The organism is Frankia sp. CgJB1, assembly GCF_977947065.1.
The window spans coordinates 23,974-47,337 of the sequence record NZ_CDWTNB010000011.1; the positions used below are offsets into that span (position 1 = coordinate 23,974).

The following is a 23,364-nucleotide window of genomic DNA, read 5'->3' on the forward strand; positions in this document are numbered from 1 at the left end:
CCCGCACACCCGCACACCCGCACACCCGCACACCCGCACACCCGCACACCCGCACACCCGCACACCCGCACACCCGCACCGGAAACTACCGTTCCCCACCGGTGAACCGGTCCCAACGATCCTGGTAGTCACCGATGTGGCCGCGAACCACCGCCGGCATCGCACGTTCACCGGCTCGCCGCGGCCACTGTGGCTTACGCCCGGTCATGGTCCCGTGGGCTCCGCAACGGGTTACCTTCGCCTGGTTGCCACCGAATCGCGTGGCGACCGGCGGCAGTCGGAGGACGCGGGCGGCTCCCGGCGGGCCGCGACAACGTGGTCCATCCTCCCCCTGTCCCGCAACCCCCGCGGCCGACCTCGGCCGGTCACGTTTCGCAGAGCCCACGAATGCCCGACACCGACTATCCGCCCATTGAAGAGCACGCGGTCATCGGCGACCTGCGTACCGTGGCCCTGGTCGCCACGGACGGCACGATCGACTGGTACTGCCCGCAGCGCTTCGACGCGCCGTCGGTTTTCGCGAGTCTGCTGGACGCCGACCGTGGCGGATCGTTCCGCATCCACTGTCCGGACTCCCGGGCCAGGCAGCTCTACCTACCCGACTCGAACATCCTGATGACCCGTTTCCTCGCCCCCCGCGCGGTCGGTGAGGTCATCGACTTCATGGTCCCGGTGGACAGCGACGTCACCGAGACGCCGCACGTCGTGGTCCGCCAGGCGCGAGCGGTGCGTGGAACCGCCACGTTCCGGCTGCGCTGCGACCCCCGGTTCGACTACGGCCGAGCCCCGCACACCGTCACCCTGGTACCCGGTTCGGGCGCGGTGTTCGAGTCGACCGCCGGCACCCTTGTGCTGCGCACGGCCCTGCCGCTGCGCGTCGAGGCCACGGCCGTGGTCGCCGAGTTCGAGCTGGCGATGGGCGAGTGTGCCGACATCGTGCTCGAGTGGAACTCGACCATCCGCCCATTGATCATCGGTGAGGCGGAGACGTTGTTCACCCGGACGCTGAACTACTGGCAGGCCTGGATCCGGCGCGGGCGCTATCACGGCCGGTGGCGGGAGATGGTGGTACGCAGCGCTCTCGTCCTCAAACTGCTCGTCTACCGGCCCACCGGGGCGCTGGTGGCCGCGCCGACCACCTCGCTACCCGAGGAGCTCGGCGGCGTGCGCAACTGGGACTACCGCTACACCTGGATCCGCGACGCGGCCTTCACGGTGTACGCGCTGATGGCGCTCGGCTTCACCGACGAGACCGCGGCGTTCATGGACTGGCTCGAACAGCGATGTCACGAGGCACCCAAGGACTCCGGGCTCTACGTGCTCTACAGCGTGGATGGCAACGCCGACCTGGACGAGCTGGTCCTCGACCAGCTGTCCGGCTATCGCGGCTCGAAGCCGGTGCGCGTCGGCAACGCCGCCGCCACACAGCTCCAGCTCGACATCTACGGCGAGCTGATGGACTCGGTGTACCTGTACAACAAGCAGGTCCCGATCTCCTTCCAGCTCTGGGAGGCGCTGGGCCGCCAGCTCGACTGGCTGGCCAAGCACTGGGACGAACCGGACGAGGGCATCTGGGAGACCCGGGGTGGGCGCCAGCGCTTCACCTACTCAGTCGTGATGACCTGGGTCGCCTTCGAACGGGCCTGCCGGATCTCGCGCCAGCGTGGCCTGCCCGGGCCGACGAACGAATGGAAGGACTACGCCGGGCAGGCCTACCGGTTCGTCCAGAACGAGGCGTGGAACCCCACCCGCGGCGCCTACATGGAGTTCCCCGGCTCACCACGGATGGACGCATCCCTGCTGTGCATGCCGCTGGTGAAGTTCTCCGGCCCCACCGACCCCCGGTTCCTGTCGACCCTGGAACGGTTCAGCGGGGACCTGGTCAGCGACAGTCTGGTGCGCCGGTACGCCGCGGACGGCAGCGACGGCCTCACGGGTGACGAGGGCACCTTCAACCTGTGCTCGTTCTGGTACGTGGAGGCACTGACCCGGGCCGGTCGGGTCGCCGAGGCCCGGATGGTCTTCGAGAAGATGCTCACCTACGCCAACCACGTGGGGCTCTACGCCGAGGAGATCGGTTCCTCCGGGGAGGCGCTCGGCAACTTCCCGCAGGCGTTCACCCACCTCGCCCTGATCAGTGCCGCGATCCATCTCGACCGCGCGCTGGGGTGACCGACCCGAGGACGGGTGTGCGGTGACCACGGGTGTGCGGTGACGGGCGGTTTCCGGTGCCGGCGCGGCACGGCAGGATAGGCGGCGAGGATACGCACCGGAGCCGATAGCCTGAAGATCGGCACCGATGTTCGGAGTGCGGGATCCTTCAAGGTCGGGATCCTTCGAGGTGCGGGATACGAGGGGCGAGGTCATGGCGGGACTGGACCGTTTCCGGGTGGTCGTGGAATCCGGGCGCGGAGATCGGGCGGGAGTGGTCGTCCGGCTGCCCGGCGCACTCATCGTCGCCCGTGCCGGCCGGTCGGAGACGGCCGAGACGACCATCAGGCTGCTGGCGCTGTGCGCCGAGGTCGCCGCCGAGGTGGGCGCCACCGCGTCGACCATGGGTCGCCGGCTGGTGCGCCGGGTCGCAGGGCTGCTGGCCGACGCCGATCCGGATCGGGTGCCCGACTTCAGCCTGCTGACCACGGTCAATGACCGGGTCGCCGCGCTGGTCCACGGGGCGATGGACGTCGTCGCGACGGGCAGCTCCGGGGTGACGCTCTCCGGCGTCGACTCGGCCACGTGGGTCGACCGGCTGCTGCCCACCGAGATCAGCCGGATCGACGTCGGCCCCACCGGCATGGTCGGGCCGACGGGTTTCCCCGGCGGGCTCGGCGATCTCGGTTTCCCGCTCGACCTGCGCATCGGGGCCGTGCCCGGGATCGGGGTGAGTCTGCTGCTCAGCGACACGCCGTCGCTGCCCGCGCCGAAGGCCTCCGCCGAGCAGCTGCTTGCCGGGTTCGATCCGGTCCGGGAGCCGATGACCGGCGCCGCGCCCATCCCCACGCCGGGAACTCGCGCCCCCGATCCGATGTCGACCACCCCGCCGGCGCTCGCCCCCCTGCTCAGCAAGGAGGAGGAGGCCCACCGGCGCCGCGCCGCCGCCGAACCGACGCAGGCGGCCGACCTTGACGAGCTCGACGAGCTCGACGAGGATCCGCCCACCGAGCTGGCCCAGCGTGACTCGATCCCGCGTGCCGGGAGCGATCTGGGTGGCAGGCACGGCCACGCCGGCCACGCCGGGCCCGTCGGCCACCCCGAGGGCCTCTCCGACGATCTGGGCGACGACCTCACCGACGACGAGCACGACGCCCTGACCCAGCTCCCGGGCCAGAGCTTCACCGTCTCCGACCTCATCGAGGACGACGAGGCACCGACGATGCTGCCGAGCAGCGGCGAGCCTCAGGTCGAGGGCGTGCTGTGCGCCAACGGCCACTTCAACCACCCGCAGGCGCCGTACTGCTCCGAGTGCGGCCTGTCGCTCGCCCAGCAGAACACCCGCACGGTCTGGGGCCCCCGGCCGCCCGTCGGCGTCCTCGTCTTCGACGACGGCCAGACCATGAACGTCGACATGGACCTGGTGATCGGCCGCCAGCCGGACCGCGACGATGCGGTCCGGGCCGGGAAGGCACGGGCGCTGCCGGTCGAGGACGGCGAGAGCGCGGTCTCCCGGGTACACGCCATCATCACCCTCAACGGCTGGGACGCGGTCATCACCGATCAGGGTTCGGCGAACGGCACTTACATCGCCCCGCCGGAGGCGACCGTGTGGACGCCGCTGAGCCCGCACCAGCCGGCTCCCCTGATCCCCGGCACCCGCGTCCAGGTAGGCAAGCGGACGTTCGTGTTCAACTCCCACCTGCACGTTTGACCACCTGCCCGGGCAACTCACCCGCCCAATCGAGGTGATCATGACGACGGCGAACGACGACCGGCCAGCCGGCGACGACCTGCCGGCCAGCGACGGCGATGCGGCGCGCGGGAGTGACGCGCGGCCGCGACGCCGCTGGGCCCGAAGCCGGCTGTGGTGGGCGCCGGTGATGCTCGCCGTGGTAGCCGGCCTGCTGGCGGCCGGCGCGGCGCTGGGCAACCTCGCCAGCCGGCCACCGGCTGAGGGGTCGGTCGACGTCGGCTTCGCCCGGGACATGTCCGAGCATCACGCCCAGGCAGTGCAGATGGCCATGATCGAGTTCAGTCACAGCGGTGACCAGGACACCCGCAGCGTGGCCCAGGACATCGCGCTGACCCAGCAACGCGAGATCGGCATCATGTCCTCGTGGCTGTCCGGATGGGGACGGCCCCAGTCCACCTCCGGGACACCGATGCGGTGGATGCGGGACTCCCGCACCGTCAACGGGGCCTCGGGCGGGCAGGATGGTCATGACGGTCACGGCGCCGCCAGGCCCGGCATGGACATGCCGGGCCTGGCCGAGGATGCGGCGGAGGACGCGTCCAGCGACCCGCGGGACACCGCGCGCATGCCGGGCATGGCGACCCCCGCCGAGCTGCAACGGCTGGCCTCGATCCGGGGCCATGACCTCGACGTCCTCTTCCTCACCCTGATGGTGCGCCACCATCGTGGGGGGCTGGCCATGGCCCAGTACGCGGCGATGCACGCCGGTGAGGACCGGGTACGGGCGATGGCCAGGGCGATGGTGCTCGCCCAGTCGATGGAGATCGACCAGATGCAGCGCGATCTGGTACGCCTCGGCGCGCCTCGGGCCTGACCGGCGAACCCACCCGCTGTGACGACGAAACCGTCTTTGTATAGTCAAGTGGGACTAACCGGACTCGGGGAAGGTAGCCCCCTCGTCGCAGGGCAGGGGAGGCCGCCGCCATGCCTGGTGCAACCGCCCGAGAGGCCGCCGACGCCGGGGGCTTCGTTCGCCGGACGGCCCCCGGCGGCCCCTGCTACTCCCGCCGCCTCACCGGCCACTGGCCGGGGGTTCGTTACGTCCGGGTGGAACTGCTCGCCGGCCTGGTGACGTCGCTCGCGCTGATCCCGGAGACGATCTCCTTCTCCGTGGTGGCGGAGGTCGATCCGAAGGTCGGTCTGTTCGCGTCGTTCACCATCTCGGTGGTCATCGCGTTCACCGGCGGGCGCCCGGCGATGATCTCGGCGGCGGCAGGCTCCATGGCCCTCGTCGCCGCCCCCCTGGTCCGCGACCACGGCCTGAACTACCTGCTGGCGACGACCATCGGGGTGGGCCTGCTGATGTTCGTGCTCGGCAGGCTCGGGGTGGCACGGCTGATGCGGTTCGTCCCGCGGGCCGCGATGATCGGCTTCGTCAACGCGCTGGCCATCCTCATCTTCACCGCGCAGATGCCGCACGTGATCGGCAAGTCGTGGCAGGTCTACGCCCTCGTCGCCGCGGGCCTCGCCATCCTGCTGGCCGTCCCCCGCCTGACCAGAGCGGTCCCGCCGCCGCTCGTGGCGGTGGCGGTCCTCACCCTCGTCACCGCCGGTTTCGACATCTCCGTCCCCGCCGTCGGCAACGAGGGCCGGCTGCCGAGCTCACTGCCCGTCCCCGGCGTGCCCGACGTGCCGCTGACCTGGGAGACACTGCAGATCATCGCCCCGTACGCGGTGGCGCTTACCGCCGTCGGCCTGGTGGAGACGCTGCTGACCGCGCAGATCGTGGACCGGTTGACCGACACCACGCATGACCCGAACCGCGAATCCCGGGGCCTAGGGATCACCAACATCGTCAACGGCTTCTTCGGCGGGATGGGCGGCTGCGCCATGATCGGCCAGACGATGGTGAACGTCAGCTCGGGCGGGCGGGGCCGGCTGTCGACCTTCGCCGCCGGCGGCTTCCTGCTCATGCTGGTCGTCCCGCTGCGCAACCTCGTGCGGGTCATCCCGATGTCGGCGCTGGCCGCAGTGATGATCATGATGTCGGTCATGACCTTCGAGTGGCGCAGCATCCAGCCCTCGACGCTGCGCCGGATGCCCCGCAGCGAGACCGCGGTCATGGTGGCGACCGTCGCCGTCGTGGTGCCCACCCACAACCTCGCCTACGGCGTTGGGGTGGGCGTCGTGCTGGCCGCGCTGCTGTTCACCCGCCGGGCCGCGAATCTGGCGCTGGTGACCAGCGTGCTCGACCCGGAGGGCCGAGAGAGGATCTACTCCGTCCAGGGCACGCTGTTCTTCGCCTCGACCAGTGATCTGGTGAACGCCTTCGACTACGCGCGCGATCCCGGACGGGTGGTCATCGACCTCTCGGAAGCCCACCTTCTCGACTCGGCGGCGGTCACCACCCTCGACGACGTGTGCGCGAAGTACCGCGAACGCGGCACGCAGGTAAGCCTGGTGGGGGTGAACGCCCGTAGTGCCACCCTGCTGCACAAGCTGTCCGCCGAGCCGGCCCAGGTGGAACCGGCACCGACCGAGCCGGCACCGACCCGCGTCCGGTGAAGTCGAGCTGATCGTGAATACACTCCGCCATTAGATGCTCACTCAGATACTTACGCTGAGGATGGTGGCGGGATGGCCGGAGAGCGGGGCGCCGGGCTCACTCAGGGTCTGATCGACTTCACTCGGCGCCAGCCCGCTGTGGTCGTCATCATCATCGTCCTAGGCGGGTTGTACGTTGCCAGGTCCGGTCCGGGCCCGGGTTCCCGGGCCGTCCTCGTCCCCGGGATCGAGTTCTCGACCCCGTCCCTGATCACCCACAACCGGACGACCTATGCCTTCGGCGTGGACCCGGACTCCCCCGGCACCGTCGACGTGCTCTCCAGCCGGGACCGCCGGAGCTGGACGATCGAGCCGGCCGCGCTGCACGCCCTGCCGCCCTGGGCCGACCCCGCGGGCGGCCTCGGCCCGGCGGCCGTCGGCGCCTTCGGCCACGGGTTCGTCATGTACTACGCGACGGCCGTGCGTGGCCTCGGCGTCCGCTGTATCTCCGCGGCGACCGCCGACTCCGCCGACGGTCCGTTCGTCGACACCTCTCTCGCGCCCTTCATCTGCCAGACCGCGGACGGCGGCAGTTCGGATCCGAGCCCCTTCGTCGACGAAGCCGGACGCGCTTACCTGGCCTGGGCAAGCCCCGGGGCGGGCGGCGGCTCGGACCGGAACCACGGCGCGCCGCCCACGCTGTGGGCGCAGCGGCTGCGACCCGACGGACTCGTGCTCGCCAGCGAACCCGCCGTCATGCTCCGCCCGAGCCTGTCCTGGCAGCAGGGGCGGATCTCGGCACCATCGATGATCTCAATCCGCGGGCGTCACCATCTGCTCTATTCGGCCGCGTCGCCGCTCGGTGGACGGCAGGTGGTGGCGACCGCGTCGTGCAAGGGGCCGCTCGGGCCCTGCCGGCCGGCGGACGAACCGATGCTGACCGGGGGAAAGGTCGGCTTCGGACCGAGCGGGGCCCATGCCTTCACCGACGCGCGGGACCGCTGGTGGGTGGGGCTGCACAGCTGGGACTCCCGGCCCGACGGCGCCTACCTGCCAATCGGTCGGTTCGTCGTCGCTCCGCTCGACGTCACCCGGGACGCGGTGACGCTGCACGTCGACTCCCTCGTCCGAGGACGGGTGCTTGATCCGGACGAGCATGACCCATCCCACGAGCACCCATCCCACGAGCACCGCCGGCAGCACGAGGACCGGGTAGACGGCGAGGACCGGGTGGGATAATTAGGTGGTGGGGCCGGCTCCCCGCCGTCTTCGCGGACTACGACATTCCGAATCCGAGCATTCCCGGTATCTCCACCGAGGACCACGGGCCCTGGAAGTGCCGACAAAGCGACTTACGGAGAAGGTCCATATGCCAGTCGAGCTGAATCATACTATTGTGCATGCCCGGAACAACCGGGAATCGGCCGAGTTTCTAGCGGATATCCTCGGTCTCAAGGTCGGCGCCGCGTGGGGACCGTTCATCCCGGTCGTCACCGCAAACGGTGTCACCTTGGACTTCACCACCGCACCGGTTGAGTCGATCACTGCGCAGCACTATGCGTTCCTGATCGCCGAGGAGGAGTTCGACGCGGCGTTCGAGCGGATCCAGCGGGCCGGGATCACCTACTACGCGGATCCACACCGCAAGCACCCGGGCGAGATCAATCATCATGACGGCGGACGGGGGTTGTACTTCCTGGACCCGGCCGGCCACGGCATGGAGATCATCACCCGCTCCTACGGGGGATTCGAAGCAGATTCCAGAGCAGTCTGAGATCGGTAACAGTCCGAAATCGGCGGACAAACCGATAAGCAGCAACCTTTATCTACCATACGGGCTCAATGGAATGTGACGTGCGCCACTGTGACCAGCAGTCGGCGGCGAATAGGCCGATATTTGCCGCGAGGCTCCGCGCCGGGCGAAGTCATGATCCACGTGTGACAATTCGGCAGAGAGTGCAGCGACCGGTCACGGTCCCCCGACCTGGGCGTCCAGCGCGGGCATCCGGCAAGGATACCGCGGCATTCTCACCTGGCGAGCGTCCGCGGGAAGGGTGCACTGTGGGTACACAATCCGCGGAGACGACGGACGCACGAGCTGGTGAGACCCCCGAGCAACAGGCCGGCGCGCAGGATCAGGCCGATAGGGCGCCGGCGCCCGGCCAGTGCACTCTGAGTGAACTACTGGCAGTTCTCGACCTCGGCGGGGATGTTCCGCCGGTGCCGGCCCGATGCCTGCTCAGCACACACGGCGGCGTCCTCGGGGCGCAGCTGCTCGGCCAGCAGATCGTTCTCGCCGAGCGTATGACCCCCAGTAAGATCACGCACAGCCTGCAGACGGTGTTCATGCGCCCCGGCGACTGCCGCCAACCGGTCTGGATCGACGTCGAGCGGTTGGCCCACGGGCGGTCGATCGACTCCCTGGCCCTGACCTTCCGACAAGACTCGTTGCAGATCTGCCAGGCGGACGTGATGCTCCGCTCCCCAGAGCAGGACTTCCTGCGCCTGCGCTCCACCGAGTCCGACTTCCTCGGCCCGGAGCACGCCAGCCCCCTCGACCGTCCGATGATGCCCTGGGAGGTTCGGGTGCTTCCCCGGGCGGGCACCCATCAGCTGGACCAATGGCAGCGCATCCCCGGGGCGCCGGAGGACCGGTCCCTGTGGAGGGCGTTCATCGCGCACAGCTGCGAGCTGCTGCCGCTGTCCGACCTGCTGGCCGTCACCGGCCTGACCCCCACCAAGCGCCTGGCAGTCGCCGTCCTCTCGCAGAATGTGACCTTCTACGACGACCTGGACGTCCGGGACCCGGGTGCGTACCCTGCACGCGGGCCACGGCCGGACGATCGGCCGTGTCGAGGTCTTCGGCCCGGACGGGGAGCTACGCGCGGGCAGTGAGCTCGTCGGGCTGCTGCGCAGATCCACGATCTGATGTCCGCGCGGCTGATGGAGATGGATCAGACCTCCGCGAGTGCCTGGTCCTCGTCGTCCGAGGCCCCGGACGCGGTCTTCTCCGCCGCGCCGAGGACCGGCTCCGGCTCGGGCCGCCGGACACGGGGCAGCAGCAGCGCGGCCAGGATCCCGGCGGCGAGGACGCAGCCGCCGATGAACAGCCCGAGGGAGTAGCCGGAGGCCAGCGCGTTGAGCCGCGCGGCCCCGTGCCTGAGACGGCCGTCGGTATACCTGGTCGCGATCGTCGACACCGCGGCGAGGCCGATCGCCGCGCCGATCTGGCGGCTGGTATTGATCAAACCGGACGCGAGGCCCGCCAGGCGCATCGGCACGCCCGCCGTGGCCGCGGCGACCATCGCGACCATGACAGAGCCCACCCCCAACCCGATGATCAGGACCGGGCCGAACACGTGCACCCAGTACGAGCCGTCCCGGGTGATCGTCGACAGCCAGAGCAGACCTGCCGTTCCGCTCATGAGACCGAACACGATGATCGGACGCGGACCGAGCCGCCCGATCATCCGGGTGACGATCCGCGAGGCAATGATGACCATAAGTGGTATCGGGAGCATGGCCACCCCGGTGCGCAGCGGGCTGTAACCCTGAGCCTGCTGGAGGAAGAGGGTGAGGAAAAAGAGGATCGTGAACATCGCGGCGCCGAGGAAGGCGGCGACCGCGTTCGCTGCGGCGAGCCCGGGGTAGCGGAAGATGCTCAGCGGCACCAGCGGGGCGGGGGTCGTGACCTCGACGACCACGAACGCGGCAAGGAGCACTACCGCCCCGGCCAGCATCCCGAGCGTGACCGGGGACGTCCAGGAGGAACTCTCGGTGCGGACGATGCCGTAGACCGACAGCACCAGGCCCCCGGTGACGGTCACCGTGCCGGGAATGTCAAGATCACGCAGCCGGCTCAACTGGCCCCGCGACTCGACAAGCACGAGCCGGACGGCCACGAGGAGCGCCACCCCGATCGGCACATTGACGAACAGCACCCACCGCCAGTTCGCGACCTCGGTCAGCGCACCGCCGACGATCGCGCCGAGCGCCCCGCCGCTGGCCGCGGTGGCGCCCCACGCGCCCAACGCCCGGATCCGCTCCCACCCCTCGGCGAAGGAGATCATCAACAGGGTCAGCGTCGCCGGGGCGAGCACGGCCCCGCCCAGCCCCTGCACGGCCCGGGCGACGATGAGCTGCGCCTCGGTCCGCGCAAAACCACCGCCGAGGCTCGCCAGGGTGAACAGCGCCAGCCCGGCCACGAACACCCGGCGGCGACCGAACAGGTCTGCCGCCCGGCCGCCGAAGAGCAGCAGACCCGCGAACGCGATCGTGTAGGCGTTGACCACCCACTGCAAGCCGCTCGCCGTCATCCCGAGATCGGTCTGCATCGACGGCAGCGCGACGTTCACGATCGAAATGTCCAGAACGACCATGAACTGGGCCAGGCAGCAGACGGCCAGCACGGCCCAGCCCGGAATCCCCCGGCCCGGCGGTGCGCCACCTCCCGGCGAGGCACCCGCCCCGGTACCGGCTCCTGCCGACCACGGCACCACCCTCGTCCGAACCGCCCTCATCCGAACCTGTCATCACCCGATACCTCTAACCCCAGCCTTCATACAACTCCAGTCTTCGTACACCGTACGAGCAGTGAGCCAACCCTACGCCGTACGATGTACCAACGCCAAAACGGCAGCCTGTGCGTCCTGCCAGGAGGCGTCCTGCCAGGAGGTGAGTGGCGATGGCGGCGCCGCCGAGTGCGGCCCCGGGGCGATCCCAGGGGAAGCCGATGGGACGGGTGTCCACCCCACCGGGATGCCGGACGCCGCTGAGCGGTGAACGGCTGGCCCTGGCCGCGATGGAGATCGCCGACGCGGAGGGGCTCACGGCGGTGTCGATGCGGCGGATCGCCGCACATCTGGGCGTCGGGACGATGACGCTCTACCACCACGTCCGGGACAAGAACGAACTGACCGGCCTGATGTGGGACGCGTTCCTGGCTGGGCATCTGCTGGACGAGGTTCCCGAGGACTGGCGGGACGGCCTCACCCAGATCGCCCGGCGCGCGAGGCGGTCCTTCCAGGAACATCCCTGGGCCCTTCGGATCGGCATCCGCCGGGATTTCGGTCCCAACAAGCTGCGGCACATCGAGCAGTGCCTGACCGTAGCCTCGAAGATCACCGATGATCCGCAGGACCAGCTGCGCATCATCCACTCGCTTAATGATCTGGTGGTCGGCTGCACGCTGCGCGAACTCGGCGACCGGGAGGATGAGGATTTCGACCGCCGACGGCCTCCGGCGGCCGACTCCCAGGATCGCCCCGGTGTCCCGATGGCGGGACCGGTTTTCTCCGTCCAGGTCCTCAACCGCGCGCAGACCACCGAGGACGCGCAGACCGCCGAGAAGGAGTACCCACGGCTGCGCGCCCTCGCCGCCCTCGGCTGCGGATACACGGTGCCGCGCTTCGAGCAGGCGCTGAAATGGCTTCTCGACGGAATCGCCGTCGCGTACGCGCCGGAGCCCCCGGCCAACCGATGATCGGTTGGCCGATCATCGGTTGGCCGGGAAATAGCCGACCGGGGAACAGCCGACCAATGTTCCGCCGACGATGATCACTGTGCTCGCGCCCGGTGCCCGCCGGCGTCCGGCGGATGCCGAATTCGCTGCGGATACGAAGAAGTGCGAAGAAGGATGCGTAGCGGCCTTCACGGACACGACTGGAGTAGCTACCGTCGGAGCGAATAAACGTCGCTGACCGTCCACGAGCCGCATTCGGGGCATCATCACCATGACCGCTCGGCTACCTCGTCACGTCGCGCCGCTCGCCGTGGGCGAGCCCACCTCACTCGGGCCCTACCAGCTGCTCGGTCGGCTGGACGCCGGCATCACCGGCATCGTCTATCTGAGCCGTGCTGTCGGAGGCGCGCAGGTCGCGATCCGCGCGCTGCACCCGGGCAACGCCCTGCGCGCGGACATGCGGGCCCGGTTCGCGGCGGCGATCGACCGCGCTCGCGTGCTGGCCGGGGCACACACCTGCGGGGTGCTCGACGCCGCGCCCGACGCCGAGCGGCCATACGTGGTCACGGAGTTCGTCGGGGGCCCGACCCTGGCCCGCGAGCTCACCGAACGCGGACCGCTGTCCTCGGACGAGATCGACCGCCTCGCCCGGATCCTGTTGGAGACCATCGATGCGGCGCACCGCACGGTCGGCGCACTCGGCGACCTGACAGCAACGGATATCGTGCTCTCTGTTACCGGGCCGCGGCTGGTCGACCTGGGTGTCGCGGCGGCCCTGCGACCACTGCTGCTGTCCCCCGCGGCCGGCTCGGCCGGAGGGACGGCGCCCGGGACGCCGCACGTCGTCGCCGGGCGCTCCGGCCACCTGCGGCCTCCCCCCAACAGCCCCGGCTACGTGCCCGGCTATGGCTACGGCCCCGCGGCGAGTGGCTGGGATGGCCCCGCCGCCGACATCGTCGCGTGGGCCGGGATCGTCGATCTGGCCGCGACGGGAAAGCCCAGCGGGTCCGTCGAACCCGCGGCCCGGGCCGGGCGACGCCGCGCCGACCGGTCGGAGCACACGGCTCCCATCGGCCAGGGGGTGCGGCGGGCGCTCGCCCGTGTGCGACAGGCCGACGGGGCCTCTCTGCCCGACACCGCCGAGCTGCTGGCGCTGCTCTCCGGATCGAAGCCGCAGTCGACCCGAGCGGCGTGGGGCCGTGGCCCGCAGGCCGCCACGGCTCACGGCGGGCGGGCGCCGCGACGACAGGCGCGGATCCGCGGCCTGAGCCTACCGATCCTCGACCACCGACCCGGACGGCTCCCCTCGGAAGGGCTCCCCTCAGGACGGCCACGGGCGGGCGGCACAGCACCGGTCGGCGGGCACCGAGCCCCACCCGGAGTGTCCCGGACCCGATGGCCGCCCGGGCGCTGCCACCGCTCCCGACACTGCCACCGCCGGAGCTCCCGCCCCCGGACCGCCGTCCGGCCTCCGCTCGTCCGGAGTCCGGACGAGCGGAGGCCGGACGAGCGGCATCGGTGGGATCCACATCAGCGAGGCGGGCAGCCGAGCCACGGGTAGAACGCCTGCCGGTGGACTCGCTCGTTCGCGCTCGCCGGTCCCGGATGCGCCCGGTCGCCGCATTCGCGGTGGCTGCGGTGGCAGCGGTGGCGGCCGCAGCCACCGCCGCGGGGCTCAACTCCTCGCCCGACGACGTGACCACGGGTGCGCGTGCTCCGTTGCACGAGTCACAGCCGGACGACGGCGGCACCGTGGACACTCCGAGCAGCGGCCGGTCCGGATCCCGCGAGGGCCGCCCGGCCGTGCGGGCACCGGCCGCCCCCCGGCCCGCCGCGTCAGGCAGCCCCGCCGTGGACGAACCCGGCTCAGGTGGGCCCAGCACCCTCGGCGGCGGATCCGTCCTCGGCCCGACCAAAGAGGAACAGCAGAACGACCTGGCGGCGGAGGACTTCGCCCTGAACACCCTGCGCCTCGCGGCGGGTGGCAGATCCGCGCCGCCGGGGCGTTCCTCTGGCGGCCCGGTGCCGGCGGCCTCCCCGCCGGCGCACCAGGCGCCGCCCGTTCTCGCCGCCGCCCCGCCGGTGCCGACCAAGCCGTCCGCAGCGGCGGAAGGAGTGGCTGCCGGGCCGATCGAGGCCAGGACCCCGGCCACCGGCACCCCGGCCGCCGGTGGCCGGACCACCCGCGCGGCAACAACCGCCAGCGGAGCTTCCGTGACGTCCACGGCGACCAAGCCCCCGACCCAGCCGGCAACGACCCGGCCGGCCGCCACCCGGCCACCGGCCACGACGGCTCCGGCTCCGGCTCCGGCCAGGAGGAGTCTCGCCCCGGTGCAGGTGGACGTCGTGACGTTGGCCCCGCGGTAGTCCCCAGCCCCGCGGCGGCCTCTGACGGTTACCGCTGTCGTTCGCTCGAACCGGCGACGGAGGTCACCCCCGCCCGCACGGCACCGTCGGGCCAGATGATCTGGAGGGGTTTGCGTCGCCAGCGCGCGTAGGAGACGACGTCCGCCGTACCCCCGAAGCCACACGCCGGCAGACCGTCCCACACCGCGAGGACCTGGTCGGATGCGTCGACCAGAAGGCGGCTCGCCGACATCAGGCTGGGCAGATCGGGCTTCGCCCGGTCCTGGCTGCGTATCTCGGTGGCGCGGCCGAGCAGCCGATCGTAGTCGCGCCGATGCGCAGCGGGTTGAAAGTCCCGGTAACCGGCCGCGGGTATCATGACAATGAGCCGGCCCCCAAGTTCGAGGACCACGTCGGCGAAGATAGTGTCCGCTCCCTCGGCCAGGCAGCTGATCCCGGTCAACCCGGCCGCGGCGAGAGGCGCCAGCACCCGGCGCATCTCGCCGGCCGTGTATTCGTCCTGCCCGTCGGAAAGCCCCCGGTGGCCCGTCACCCCGATGACGACCATGCCGTTGTCACCCCGTCCGGCGGTGACGACGGAAACAGCGGTAACCATCGCGCGATGCAGCGCCCGATGCGGACCGCGACGGCCAGGGTCGGCGTCGAGAGAACACCGGGCGAATGTACCCAAGGGATCCGGGGCCAGGGTGGTTCGTCACCGGATCGGGCCTGTCACGGGGCTGTGGCGCGGGTCGCCTGGCTCCTTCATCCGGCCGCATTCCGACCCGCGGGCATGCGGGCGTGCGGGCGCTAGAACCTGAAGTCGAGATGAGGTCAACCGTGCGAATGCGAGGATGCGCGCCTACGGTCAGCGGCTGGCCGACTCGTACCAGGCCGGACGGGTGTTGGTGAGCCAGCCGGGGACCAGTCGGCGCAGGTCGGCGGGCCTTAGTTCCAGGTCGAGCAGGCTCCCAAGGGACACCGAGACGATATCGAGATCATTCAGCCTGCTCCCAAAGTCGGCGCCCCACGACCGGTCAGCGGCGAAGACGACGTCGAGCACCCCCATCCGCTCACCGCGTTCGATCGAGATGTTCTGGATACCGCCCACGAACGTCAGGTAGTCCAGTTCAATCCCGGCCTGCTCGTTCAGCAGCCGGCGCAGCGCCGTCTGCACGGTCTCTCCCGGCTCGACCCGGCCTCCTGGCAAGTGGAACGACTTCTGGCCACGCTCGTTGGCGAGCAGCACCCGATCACCCGTCACGAGCAGCGCGCGCGCGTTGATCCGCACGGGGCCGGCGACCAGGTCGCCGTAGGACGTGGTGGCGGTGACGGTCGGTTTGGAAGCGGGCGGTGTCACGGGTGCTCCAGGAGTGGCGAGTCGGGCCGAGAGGGGCAACCTCCGCATCGTGCCCCGCCGGACCAGATCGTGATGCGCCAACCGGTCATCCGGCCGGCATCGGGTCGGTCGAGGACACGGTCCCGTCAATCCGACCACCTCGCCGCCTGACCCGCATGAGCGGATATTTTTATGTAATTTCACCGTAATTTCGGATCATACGTCGCGACTCTCCCGAAGATTCGGGTACGATCACCCCATGCCGAGATTCCGGATCAGCGAGGCCGCCGCGCTGCTCGGTGTCAGTGACGACACCATCCGCCGGTGGGCGGACAGCGGCCGACTGCCAACCGTCCTAGACGACGCCGGCCGCCGGGCGATCGAAGGCGGCACCCTGGCCGGATTCGCCAAGGATCTGGCGACCGAGCAGACCGCCGCCCAGACACCGGTCGTCGCCGAATCCGCGCGTAACCGCTTCCCCGGCATTATCACCCGCGTGGTGCGCGACGCGGTGATGGCCCAGGTCGAGATCCAGGCCGGCCCGCATCGCCTGGTCTCGCTCATGAGCCGGGAGGCCGCCGACGAACTCGGGCTGGAAGCCGGCGTCCTCGCGGTCGGCGCGGTGAAGTCGACCAACGTCGTCATCGAGCTACCCGAGCGTCGTTGATCCCGATCAGCGAGAAGGGCCTGCCCGCCGTGTCGGTCCGCGGCGGTTCGCTCCTTCGAAGGGGTCAGCCGGAGCAACGGGCCGTCGGCCCGCACGGCCGGTTCAGCTCGCACGGCCGGTTCAGCCTGCGCGATCGGGCGCCCCGGCCGGGTGACCCGCGGACCGGCGGACGTCCGCGCCGCACGGTTCGCCGGGAAACGCGCCGCCGGATGTCCTGGGCGCTGCTGGTGCCGGCCGGGATCGCTGGCCTGTTCCTGCTCCTGCCGCTCGTCGGCCTGCTCGTCCGCGCCCCCTGGTCCGCCCTGCCCGATCTGCTCACCGAGACCGCGGTCCGGCAGGCCCTCCTCCTATCAGTGGAGACGGCCACCGCCACAACCGCGCTGTCGCTGCTGTTCGGTGTCCCCCTGGCCTGGCTGCTGGCCCGCACCCGTTTTCCCGGCCGGTCCCTGTTGCGCGCCCTGGTCACCCTCCCGCTCGTGCTGCCGCCAGTGGTCGGCGGCGTGGCCCTGCTTCTGGTGCTGGGTCGGCGCGGCGTCGTCGGCCAGTACCTCGATGGCTGGTTCGGCATCACCATCCCGTTCACCAGCGTCGGCGTGGTGATCGCGCAGATCTTCGTGGCCATGCCGTTCCTCATCGTGTCCGTCGAGGGCGCGCTGAACAGCGCCGATCGGCGGTTCGAGGACGCCGCCGCCACCCTCGGTGCCGGGCCGTGGATGACGTTTCGCCGAGTCACCATGCCGATGACGGCGCCGGCGGTGGCCGCCGGCGCGGCGCTGTGCTGGGCTCGCGCCCTCGGCGAGTTCGGGGCCACGATCACGTTCGCCGGCAACTTCCCCGGGACCACCCGGACCACGCCGCTCGCGGTCTACCTGGCGCTGGAGACGGACTCGGACACAGCCATCGCGCTGTCACTCGTACTGCTCGCGGTCTGCGTCGGAGTTCTGGTGGCACTGCGGGGCCGCTGGTTCCCCGGCGCCCGGCGGATTTTACGCAACCGGGGAACGCGTGACGCCGCCCCGGAGGCGCTCGAGCGGGGCATCCCGTGAACACCGTCCCCGGAGATTCGGCGCGGGCGGCGCCCCCCGCCCCCGGCCTGGATCCGGCGTCAGCCGGGCTCAGCGCGCTGATGACAGTGCGACAGGGCCAGTTCGTGCTCGACGTCAAGGTCAGCGTGGCACGGGGGGAGACGGTCGCCGTCCTCGGCCGCAGCGGGGCGGGCAAGAGCACGCTGCTGCGGGTCCTGGCCGGCCTCCTCCCGCTCGACGAGGGCCGGATCACCCTCGGCGGCGAGGTTCTCGACAACCCGGCCGAGCACCGTTTCGTCCCGTCCGAACAGCGGCCGGTCGGCATGGTCTTCCAGGACTACCTGCTGTTCCCACACCTGCGGGCCCGCGACAACATCGCCTTCGGCCTGCGGGCCCGCCTCGGCCAGGGCCGGCGGCACGCCCGGGCGTCCGCGGACACCTGGCTGGAACGGTTCGGGATCGGCCATCTCGGCGACCGACGACCGGATGCCCTGTCCGGCGGCCAGGGGCAACGGGTGGCGCTCGCGCGGGCGCTGGCGCCGGGGCCCGGACTGCTGCTGCTCGACGAACCGCTCGCCGCGCTCGACACCGCGACCCGCCGCGAGGTCAGGTCCTTCCTGCACAATGTGCTACCGACACTGGCGGCTCCGGTGCTCATCGTCACGCACGATCCCACGGACGCCGAGGTTCTCGCCGACCGCACCCTCGCCCTCGATGCGGGGCGGGTCGTCGACCAGGACTGATCCGGGCTGCTCAGCCGGCCCCGCTGCGTGCCTCCTCGCCGCGGTGACGGATCTCGGCATCCGGACCCGGGTAGACGAAGCTGACGTGCCCCGTGTCGGACCAGCGGACCGCAAACGGCGGATCCCCCGCCGCCGAGCGCACCTCGAAGACCTCGCCGAGTCGGTCCGGCTGCCGGGTGGTGTGACGGTGGACCACCAGAGTGTCGCCCGGGTGGGCACGCATCGCCCGGCGTCGCGCGGAAGTCAGGTCAGTACCCGGTCAGGCGCGACCGGGATGGCCGGCCAACGCCAGGTGATCGACGAACCAGTCACGCGCAAGCGCGGCCGCCTGCTCCAGGGCACCCGGCTCGGCGAACAGGTGCGTGGCGCCCGGGACGATCGCCAGCCGGTTCTCGCAGCCCAGCAGTCGGGCCTGGGCCTGCCGGTTCAGCTCGAGGACCAGATCGTCCCGCGCACCGACGATGAGCAACGTCGGGGCGCGTACCGCGGTCAGCTGCGCCGCGGCCAAGTCCGGTCGGCCGCCCCGCGACACGACGGCCGCGACGGGGAACCCCCCTTCCGCGGCGGCCCGCAGCGCCGCGGCGGCACCGGTGCTGGCGCCGAAGTAACCAATGGGGAGGGCAGCCGTCGCCGGTTGGCCGCGCAGCCAACCGGTCACGTCGATCAGCCGCCGGGCAAGCAGCCCGATGTCGAACACGTTCGCCCGGTCACGCTCCTCGTCCGGGGTGAGCAGGTCGAACAGCAGGGTCGCGAGCCCCGCGGCATTGAGGTCGCGGGCCACGAACTGGTTACGTGGGCTGTGCCGGCTGCTGCCGCTGCCGTGAGCGAAGACGACCGCTCCCCGGGACTGGTCAGGCACGGTGAGCCGACCGGCGAGCCGCACTCGACCGACGGGGATGTCGACCTCGACATCGCCGCCGGACGGGTCGGCTACCGCGCCGCCGACCGGCATCGTCAGCGCGGCCCGGCGCAGCAGGTCGACGACCTCCTCGTCCGGTGTCTGGGAGAAGTCCGCGTAGAACTCGCCGATACCGAAGAAGACGTCGGGCGTCTGGACGCAGACCACCTCGTCTGCCTGCCGGCGCAGCCAGCCGATCCGGTCACGGGGGGCAACGGGGGTCGCCAGCACCACGTGGGTGGCTCCCTGGGCCCGCACGACCTGGCACGCGGCAGAGGCCGTCGAGCCGGTCGCGATCCCGTCGTCCACCACGACCACCGTCCGCCCGGCGAGCGGGATCCTCGGCCGGCCGTTCCGGAACCGCCGGGCCCGACGATCAAGCTCCACCAACTCGCGCGCCTGAACCGCGGCGAACTCGTCCAGCCCCACGTTAGCCAGCCGCCGGGCCTCCTCGTTAACGACCCGCACCCCACCCTCGGCGATGGCACCCATCGCGAGCTCAGGCTGGAAGGGGACACCGAGCTTGCGGACGAGGATGACATCCAGCGGGGCCTCCAGCGCCCGCGCCACCTCGAACGCGACAGGAATGCCCCCGCGGGGCAGCCCGACGACAACGACGTCACGGCCGCGTAGATGCGCCAGCCGCTGCCCGAGCTGCCGGCCGGCCTCCTCCCGACTATCGAAGATCACGACAACCTCCTCGTGCCGGCCGGGCGGGCTCCTCGTGCTCGCCGTCCGGACCGGACATCGTCCTGTGGTCGTCGTTCCCCGATTAGTCGCCGGGATACCGACCCACACCGTCCCGGGGCACCTGCCCCGATCCGAGCGATACACGGTTCGCGGCGTGCGGTGCAAAGATCGTCGAGACGCTCCGGACAGTCGGAATCACCGTGTCCGCATGCTCCTGAACCGATCTCCGGCGACCACTTGCGCTCCGACGCCCGGCCGGGATGCCGTGCATAATAAAGGTGTGACGCTCCGTTGGCAGCCCGGCTCCGCCCCTCACTGGGCGTGGCGAGAGGTCTGTTGTCCAGGGCGCTGTCGGTGTTGTCCCAGCCCTCGCGTCCACTGAGGCTCGCCGCACGCGCGACGAGCGCACCGGTCCTGTAACTCAGGGACCGTTCTGGGCGCGAGGGGCCTCGGGGCTCGGTGCCAGACCTGAACGAGTGATCTTTTTGCTCCCGGGGTGAAGCAGCTGTCGATCATCCGTATTCCCGGACTCCCGTCCTGCCCCTGGCCGGGTCGTTCGCCGGAGTGCTCCGTGCGCGCTCCCGGATGACCGGCTGAGCTATGCGCTCCGCCGGATGAGCCAGGTCACGCCGTCTCCGTCTTCTCCCGTCGCGTGCCAGCCCGCTACCCGCCCCGGTCACCTGTGGCCGTGCCGCCAGGGTCAGCCGGGCTGGTCCGGCCTTGGCGGCTGGTCCGGTCCCGACCGGCCGATCCCCCGCTGGGACTTCCCAGACCCGCGCAACTACTACGCAATCATCACGCAATCACTGTGTAGCTATCGAGAACTATCAGGAAGGCAGCGTTCGCTGTGACCTTCGAGTCGTGGATGGCCCGGTTGCGGAGCGAGGGATACCTCGTCTGCCCGGGGAGCTCCCCGGTACCCGTCGAGGTACGAGGTGTTCGTCCCGACGGGGTCGGTCTGCTGTTCCGTTGCCGGGGAACGGCGATCCGGCTCGCCCTGTACCGGCCCGGACCGGCGGTATGGCAGATAGCCGTCCGGGACAAGGCGTGGTGCCCGGAGGAGTCCCTGCAACTGTGGACGCACCACCCGCTCGACACGGCGGATGTTCCGACCGACGCTCGGCTGGCCTTCCCTCGGGGCACCGAGCCGGACCAGGAGCTTGTCATCGACGGCACTCGCGTGTGGGGATGGTGCGGCCATGAGGCGGGGCTGCTCCGGCCAGCCGCCGCAGCCCCCCTGTTCGACCGGTTGATGGCCACCGTCACGCGGTCCGGCCTCGCCCTGTCAGAGCGCATCCAGCCAGATCTCGCCCGGGAGGTCGCCGTGCCGGCCGCCCGGTCGAGGGCTCGGGGCAAGGAGGGCATCAGCATCAGCTGACGGCCGGCCGGAGGCGGCGATCCACCCGAACCGGGGTGGTCGTCACATGGGCTACGCGGTCCTGTAAGCTTCAGATGCTTCCAGGGGGTGTAGCTCAGCCTGGTAGAGCGCCTCCCTCGCACGGAGGAGGCCAGGGGTTCGAGTCCCCTCACCTCCACCATTTCGGTCTTACTCGAACCCGCTCTACACAGAGAGTAGTCGAGCAGGCCCGAAACGGTGACAATTTCATAGATTGTGGCGTCCTCCGTAAGGAGGGCGCCGCTGTCGTCTCAGCGCTCGTAGCGCGCAGACGCCAGCGCGAAGCGGCGGCGTAGCCGGTCCGTGGTCTCGCGTCCGTCGTCGGCAGGCGCTTCATCGGTCTCGGCGGAAGGCTCTACGACGCTGGAACCTGTCGGTGTTGCAAGCTCGGCACGTGCCTCCCGCCGTAGGTACACCACCGTCTCGAACGGCTCGGTCAGCTCGTCGGCGACGACCAGCGGGCCGTTGCCGTCCGTGTCGAGGAACAGTTTCGTAAAAATCGCCCGGTTGAGCACGCTGCGGGTGCGCTTGTTTGACGTCCGGTACAGCTCCTGCGGGTCGGCCAGGAGGTCGAGCATTCCGGTGACGATCTGGTAGCCGACCTCAAGCTCGGCCTCGGTGTTGTCAAGCTGCCGCTTGATCTTGGTCCGCTCCTCGCGGATGGCCCGCAGCCGTGAAGTGATCTTCTCTCTGGGCCAGTCAGGATCGCCGACGAGGTCGAGGTAGCGGTCTTCCTGCCGGTCGAGGTCCTTCAGCCGCCTGGTGTGCTGTGTCCGGAGTTGCCGGGCATTGTCCTCGCCGTTGCTGACGGCGTCCTGCATGGTGGCGTGTAGGTGCTGCTGTACGTCGTCTGGCACTCGCACGTGGCAGTAGTGCCGCAGTACTGCCTCCTCGACATCCTCGACTTTGAAGTAGGGGAGGTCGCAGGTGCCGTCCTGCCGTCCACGGCAGATGTAGTAGAAGTACTGCATGCCGTGACGGTTCTTCGCGCCGGAGATGATCAGGCGCCGTTCGCAGTGACCGCACCAGACGACGCCCTTGAGGTAGTGGTTATAGGTCCGCTGGCGGGTGCCGGCGCCGCGGTCGGCGATCAAGACCTTCTGTACCCGGTCGAACAGGTCTTGGTCGATGATGGCTGGGTGGCGGCCTGTGACTTCGGTTCCCTGGTAGCTGACAAAACCGAGGTAGTAGCGGTCGCGTAGCATGTCGCCGATTTTGTGGATCGATACCGGGCGTTCGGGCCGCATAGGGGTGGGCCGGGTGCGTAGCCCCGCCTCGGTGAGTGCTTTGCGTAGCGAGTGGAAGTTGTATTTTCCGGTGGCGTACAGCTCGAAAGCCAGTCGGATGAGCGGCGCCCGCACCGGGTCGACGGCGATCGTACGGATCTCGCGGCCCTCGAATTTCTCCCGGACGTTGAGGTAGCCGAGGGGAGCTTGGCCGATGGTGCCGCCGTGGCGGGCCTTCTCGCCCATTTTGTAGCGGATGTCTTCGCCGTTGGCGCGGGACTGGAAGCCGTTGAACACCGCGAGGAATCCGTGCATGGCTTCGCCGAGCGGGGTGTCGTCGAACTTCTCGGTCGCGGAGATCATGGTGACATTGAGTTCGCGCAGCATAGCGAGGGTGATACCGTTCTCGGCCCAGTTCCGGTGCATGCGCGACAGCGAGTAGAAGATGACGTAGTCGACGTCGTGGCGCTCGCGGATACGTGCCATCATCTTCTTGAACTCAGGCCGCTTGAATTCGTAATGAAGTAATTAATGCAAGCCAATATGCGTCTTCGCAGGTCACGGGCTCGCGAGGACCCCGAAGTGAACAAGTTATTTCATTCCGAATCCCTTGTGAATGGCGGTAGCCGAGCGGCCGGGTTCCAGGTATTCGTCGATGATTTCGACTCCCAGTTCTCGGGCTTGCTCGGCGCACTTGCGCCGCTGGGCCGGCAGGGAGATGCCTTCCGGGTCGTAGTCGGTCTTGACCTGACCTGGTGTCGATACGCGAAGATAGACGACGGCCCGTTTGACCTGCCCGGCTGTCGGGATGTCGTTGCGGAAGTAGCGAATACTGTTCATCTACGATGTTCCTTTCGTCTTCTTGCTTTTGTTACGCCGGGCACGGTTCCGTTGTTTCGGCTCTGAAGTAGCTCGCCACCGGTCGCTCCTCGTCATCCAAAAATCCGAGGTAGCACAGCCGGGTCCTCATGGCGCTCACTGATACTTTGAACATTTCCGCCAGCGCCTCGATGTCCTGCAGACCTCCGGCCCACGCCCGCTTCACCCATGGCCGTGGCATCAGGAAACAGGCGGCGAAGTGGTCGCATATCCGCTCCACCTGCTTCTTCCGGCGGCCTTCGTCACCCGCGCCGAGTCTGGCGTAGATGACCTTTGCGACCGTGTGGTCTAGGAATTCGTAAT

Annotated in this window: 21 protein-coding genes, 1 tRNA gene and 1 pseudogene; 15 read left to right on the top strand and 8 right to left on the bottom strand. The window is 69.9% G+C overall.

Features of this window, described 5'->3' with window-relative positions:
- Window positions 1-387: 387 nt before the first annotated feature.
- From AC08OT_RS02715 to AC08OT_RS02745, 7 genes are all read left to right on the top strand, one after another.
- Window positions 388-2,172 carry a glycoside hydrolase family 15 protein gene (locus tag AC08OT_RS02715; protein ID WP_476591943.1) on the top strand — a complete coding sequence of 595 codons (1,785 nt, stop codon included), beginning with the start codon at window positions 388-390 and terminating at the stop codon, window positions 2,170-2,172.
- Window positions 2,173-2,365: 193 nt separating this feature from the next.
- Window positions 2,366-3,865 carry an FHA domain-containing protein gene (locus AC08OT_RS02720; protein WP_476591944.1) on the top strand — a complete coding sequence of 500 codons (1,500 nt, stop codon included), beginning with the start codon at window positions 2,366-2,368 and terminating at the stop codon, window positions 3,863-3,865.
- 40 nt (window positions 3,866-3,905) lie between these two features.
- Window positions 3,906-4,721 (top strand): DUF305 domain-containing protein, encoded by an 816-nt coding sequence (locus AC08OT_RS02725; RefSeq protein ID WP_476591945.1) that lies wholly within the window; start codon window positions 3,906-3,908, stop codon window positions 4,719-4,721.
- 110 nt (window positions 4,722-4,831) lie between these two features.
- Window positions 4,832-6,412 (top strand): SulP family inorganic anion transporter, encoded by a 1,581-nt coding sequence (locus tag AC08OT_RS02730; protein ID WP_476591946.1) that lies wholly within the window; start codon window positions 4,832-4,834, stop codon window positions 6,410-6,412.
- A gap of 72 nt (window positions 6,413-6,484) precedes the next feature.
- Window positions 6,485-7,630 carry a family 43 glycosylhydrolase gene (locus AC08OT_RS02735; RefSeq protein WP_476591947.1) on the top strand — a complete coding sequence of 382 codons (1,146 nt, stop codon included), beginning with the start codon at window positions 6,485-6,487 and terminating at the stop codon, window positions 7,628-7,630.
- Window positions 7,631-7,760: 130 nt separating this feature from the next.
- Complete coding sequence (locus tag AC08OT_RS02740; protein WP_476594834.1) at window positions 7,761-8,165, top strand: VOC family protein; 405 nt, start codon at window positions 7,761-7,763, stop codon at window positions 8,163-8,165.
- A gap of 287 nt (window positions 8,166-8,452) precedes the next feature.
- Entirely contained in the window at window positions 8,453-9,286 is an 834-nt protein-coding gene (locus AC08OT_RS02745; RefSeq protein ID WP_476591949.1) for an acyl-CoA thioesterase domain-containing protein, read from the top strand.
- A 59-nt stretch (window positions 9,287-9,345) separates the two neighbouring features.
- Here AC08OT_RS02745 and AC08OT_RS02750 read toward each other — a convergent pair whose 3' ends face one another.
- On the bottom strand, window positions 9,346-10,911 hold the full coding sequence (locus tag AC08OT_RS02750) for an MFS transporter (RefSeq protein WP_476602501.1): 1,566 nt from the start codon (window positions 10,909-10,911) through the stop codon (window positions 9,346-9,348).
- A 212-nt stretch (window positions 10,912-11,123) separates the two neighbouring features.
- Between AC08OT_RS02750 and AC08OT_RS02755 the strand changes: the two genes are divergently transcribed.
- From AC08OT_RS02755 to AC08OT_RS02765, 3 genes are all read left to right on the top strand, one after another.
- The gene (locus tag AC08OT_RS02755; RefSeq protein ID WP_476591951.1) at window positions 11,124-11,873 is read left to right on the top strand and encodes a TetR/AcrR family transcriptional regulator; all 750 of its coding nucleotides are present in this window, start codon (window positions 11,124-11,126) and stop codon (window positions 11,871-11,873) included.
- A gap of 250 nt (window positions 11,874-12,123) precedes the next feature.
- A complete protein-coding gene (locus AC08OT_RS02760) occupies window positions 12,124-13,413 on the top strand; it encodes a protein kinase family protein (protein WP_476602502.1) in 1,290 nt (429 codons plus the stop codon).
- Window positions 13,414-13,424: 11 nt separating this feature from the next.
- On the top strand, window positions 13,425-14,219 hold the full coding sequence (locus AC08OT_RS02765) for a hypothetical protein (RefSeq protein WP_476591953.1): 795 nt from the start codon (window positions 13,425-13,427) through the stop codon (window positions 14,217-14,219).
- A 28-nt stretch (window positions 14,220-14,247) separates the two neighbouring features.
- On the opposite strand, the gene AC08OT_RS02770 is transcribed toward AC08OT_RS02765, so the two are convergent.
- Both AC08OT_RS02770 and AC08OT_RS02775 read right to left on the bottom strand, forming a co-directional pair.
- A complete protein-coding gene (locus AC08OT_RS02770) occupies window positions 14,248-14,814 on the bottom strand; it encodes a hypothetical protein (protein WP_476591954.1) in 567 nt (188 codons plus the stop codon).
- A gap of 252 nt (window positions 14,815-15,066) precedes the next feature.
- Window positions 15,067-15,558 (bottom strand): NUDIX hydrolase, encoded by a 492-nt coding sequence (locus AC08OT_RS02775; RefSeq protein ID WP_476591955.1) that lies wholly within the window; start codon window positions 15,556-15,558, stop codon window positions 15,067-15,069.
- Between the two features lie 238 nt (window positions 15,559-15,796).
- On the opposite strand from AC08OT_RS02775, the gene AC08OT_RS02780 reads away from it, so the two are divergent.
- The 3 genes from AC08OT_RS02780 to AC08OT_RS02790 are packed head-to-tail and all read left to right on the top strand — an operon-like array spanning window position 15,797 to window position 17,972.
- Window positions 15,797-16,204: a TOBE domain-containing protein gene (locus AC08OT_RS02780; RefSeq protein ID WP_462187801.1), complete on the top strand. Its 408-nt coding sequence runs from the start codon at window positions 15,797-15,799 to the stop codon at window positions 16,202-16,204.
- Window positions 16,205-16,233: 29 nt separating this feature from the next.
- Entirely contained in the window at window positions 16,234-17,250 is a 1,017-nt protein-coding gene (locus tag AC08OT_RS02785; RefSeq protein WP_476602507.1) for an ABC transporter permease, read from the top strand.
- Window positions 17,247-17,972, top strand: a complete 726-nt coding sequence (locus AC08OT_RS02790; RefSeq protein WP_476591956.1) for an ABC transporter ATP-binding protein — start codon at window positions 17,247-17,249, stop codon at window positions 17,970-17,972. Before AC08OT_RS02785 ends, AC08OT_RS02790 begins: the two co-directional genes overlap by 4 nt.
- A 10-nt stretch (window positions 17,973-17,982) precedes the next feature.
- On the opposite strand, the gene AC08OT_RS02795 is transcribed toward AC08OT_RS02790, so the two are convergent.
- Window positions 17,983-18,195 carry a DUF1918 domain-containing protein gene (locus AC08OT_RS02795; protein WP_462187797.1) on the bottom strand — a complete coding sequence of 71 codons (213 nt, stop codon included), beginning with the start codon at window positions 18,193-18,195 and terminating at the stop codon, window positions 17,983-17,985.
- A gap of 36 nt (window positions 18,196-18,231) precedes the next feature.
- On the bottom strand, window positions 18,232-19,560 hold the full coding sequence (locus tag AC08OT_RS02800) for a phosphoribosyltransferase family protein (RefSeq protein WP_476591957.1): 1,329 nt from the start codon (window positions 19,558-19,560) through the stop codon (window positions 18,232-18,234).
- 847 nt (window positions 19,561-20,407) lie between these two features.
- On the opposite strand from AC08OT_RS02800, the gene AC08OT_RS02805 reads away from it, so the two are divergent.
- Window positions 20,408-20,938: a hypothetical protein gene (locus tag AC08OT_RS02805; RefSeq protein WP_476591958.1), complete on the top strand. Its 531-nt coding sequence runs from the start codon at window positions 20,408-20,410 to the stop codon at window positions 20,936-20,938.
- Window positions 20,939-21,021: 83 nt separating this feature from the next.
- A tRNA-Ala gene (locus AC08OT_RS02810) sits at window positions 21,022-21,098 on the top strand.
- A gap of 109 nt (window positions 21,099-21,207) precedes the next feature.
- Here AC08OT_RS02810 and AC08OT_RS02815 read toward each other — a convergent pair.
- The 3 genes and pseudogenes from AC08OT_RS02815 to AC08OT_RS02825 form a co-directional block, all read right to left on the bottom strand.
- Window positions 21,208-22,428 (bottom strand): recombinase family protein, encoded by a 1,221-nt coding sequence (locus AC08OT_RS02815; RefSeq protein ID WP_476591963.1) that lies wholly within the window; start codon window positions 22,426-22,428, stop codon window positions 21,208-21,210.
- Window positions 22,414-23,022: pseudogene (locus AC08OT_RS02820) on the bottom strand (recombinase family protein); the annotation flags it as partial. The gene AC08OT_RS02815 and the pseudogene AC08OT_RS02820, both read right to left, overlap by 15 nt.
- Window positions 23,023-23,053: 31 nt before the next feature.
- Window positions 23,054-23,364: ImmA/IrrE family metallo-endopeptidase (locus AC08OT_RS02825; protein ID WP_476602503.1), on the bottom strand; the 311-nt coding region annotated here is incomplete at its 5' end.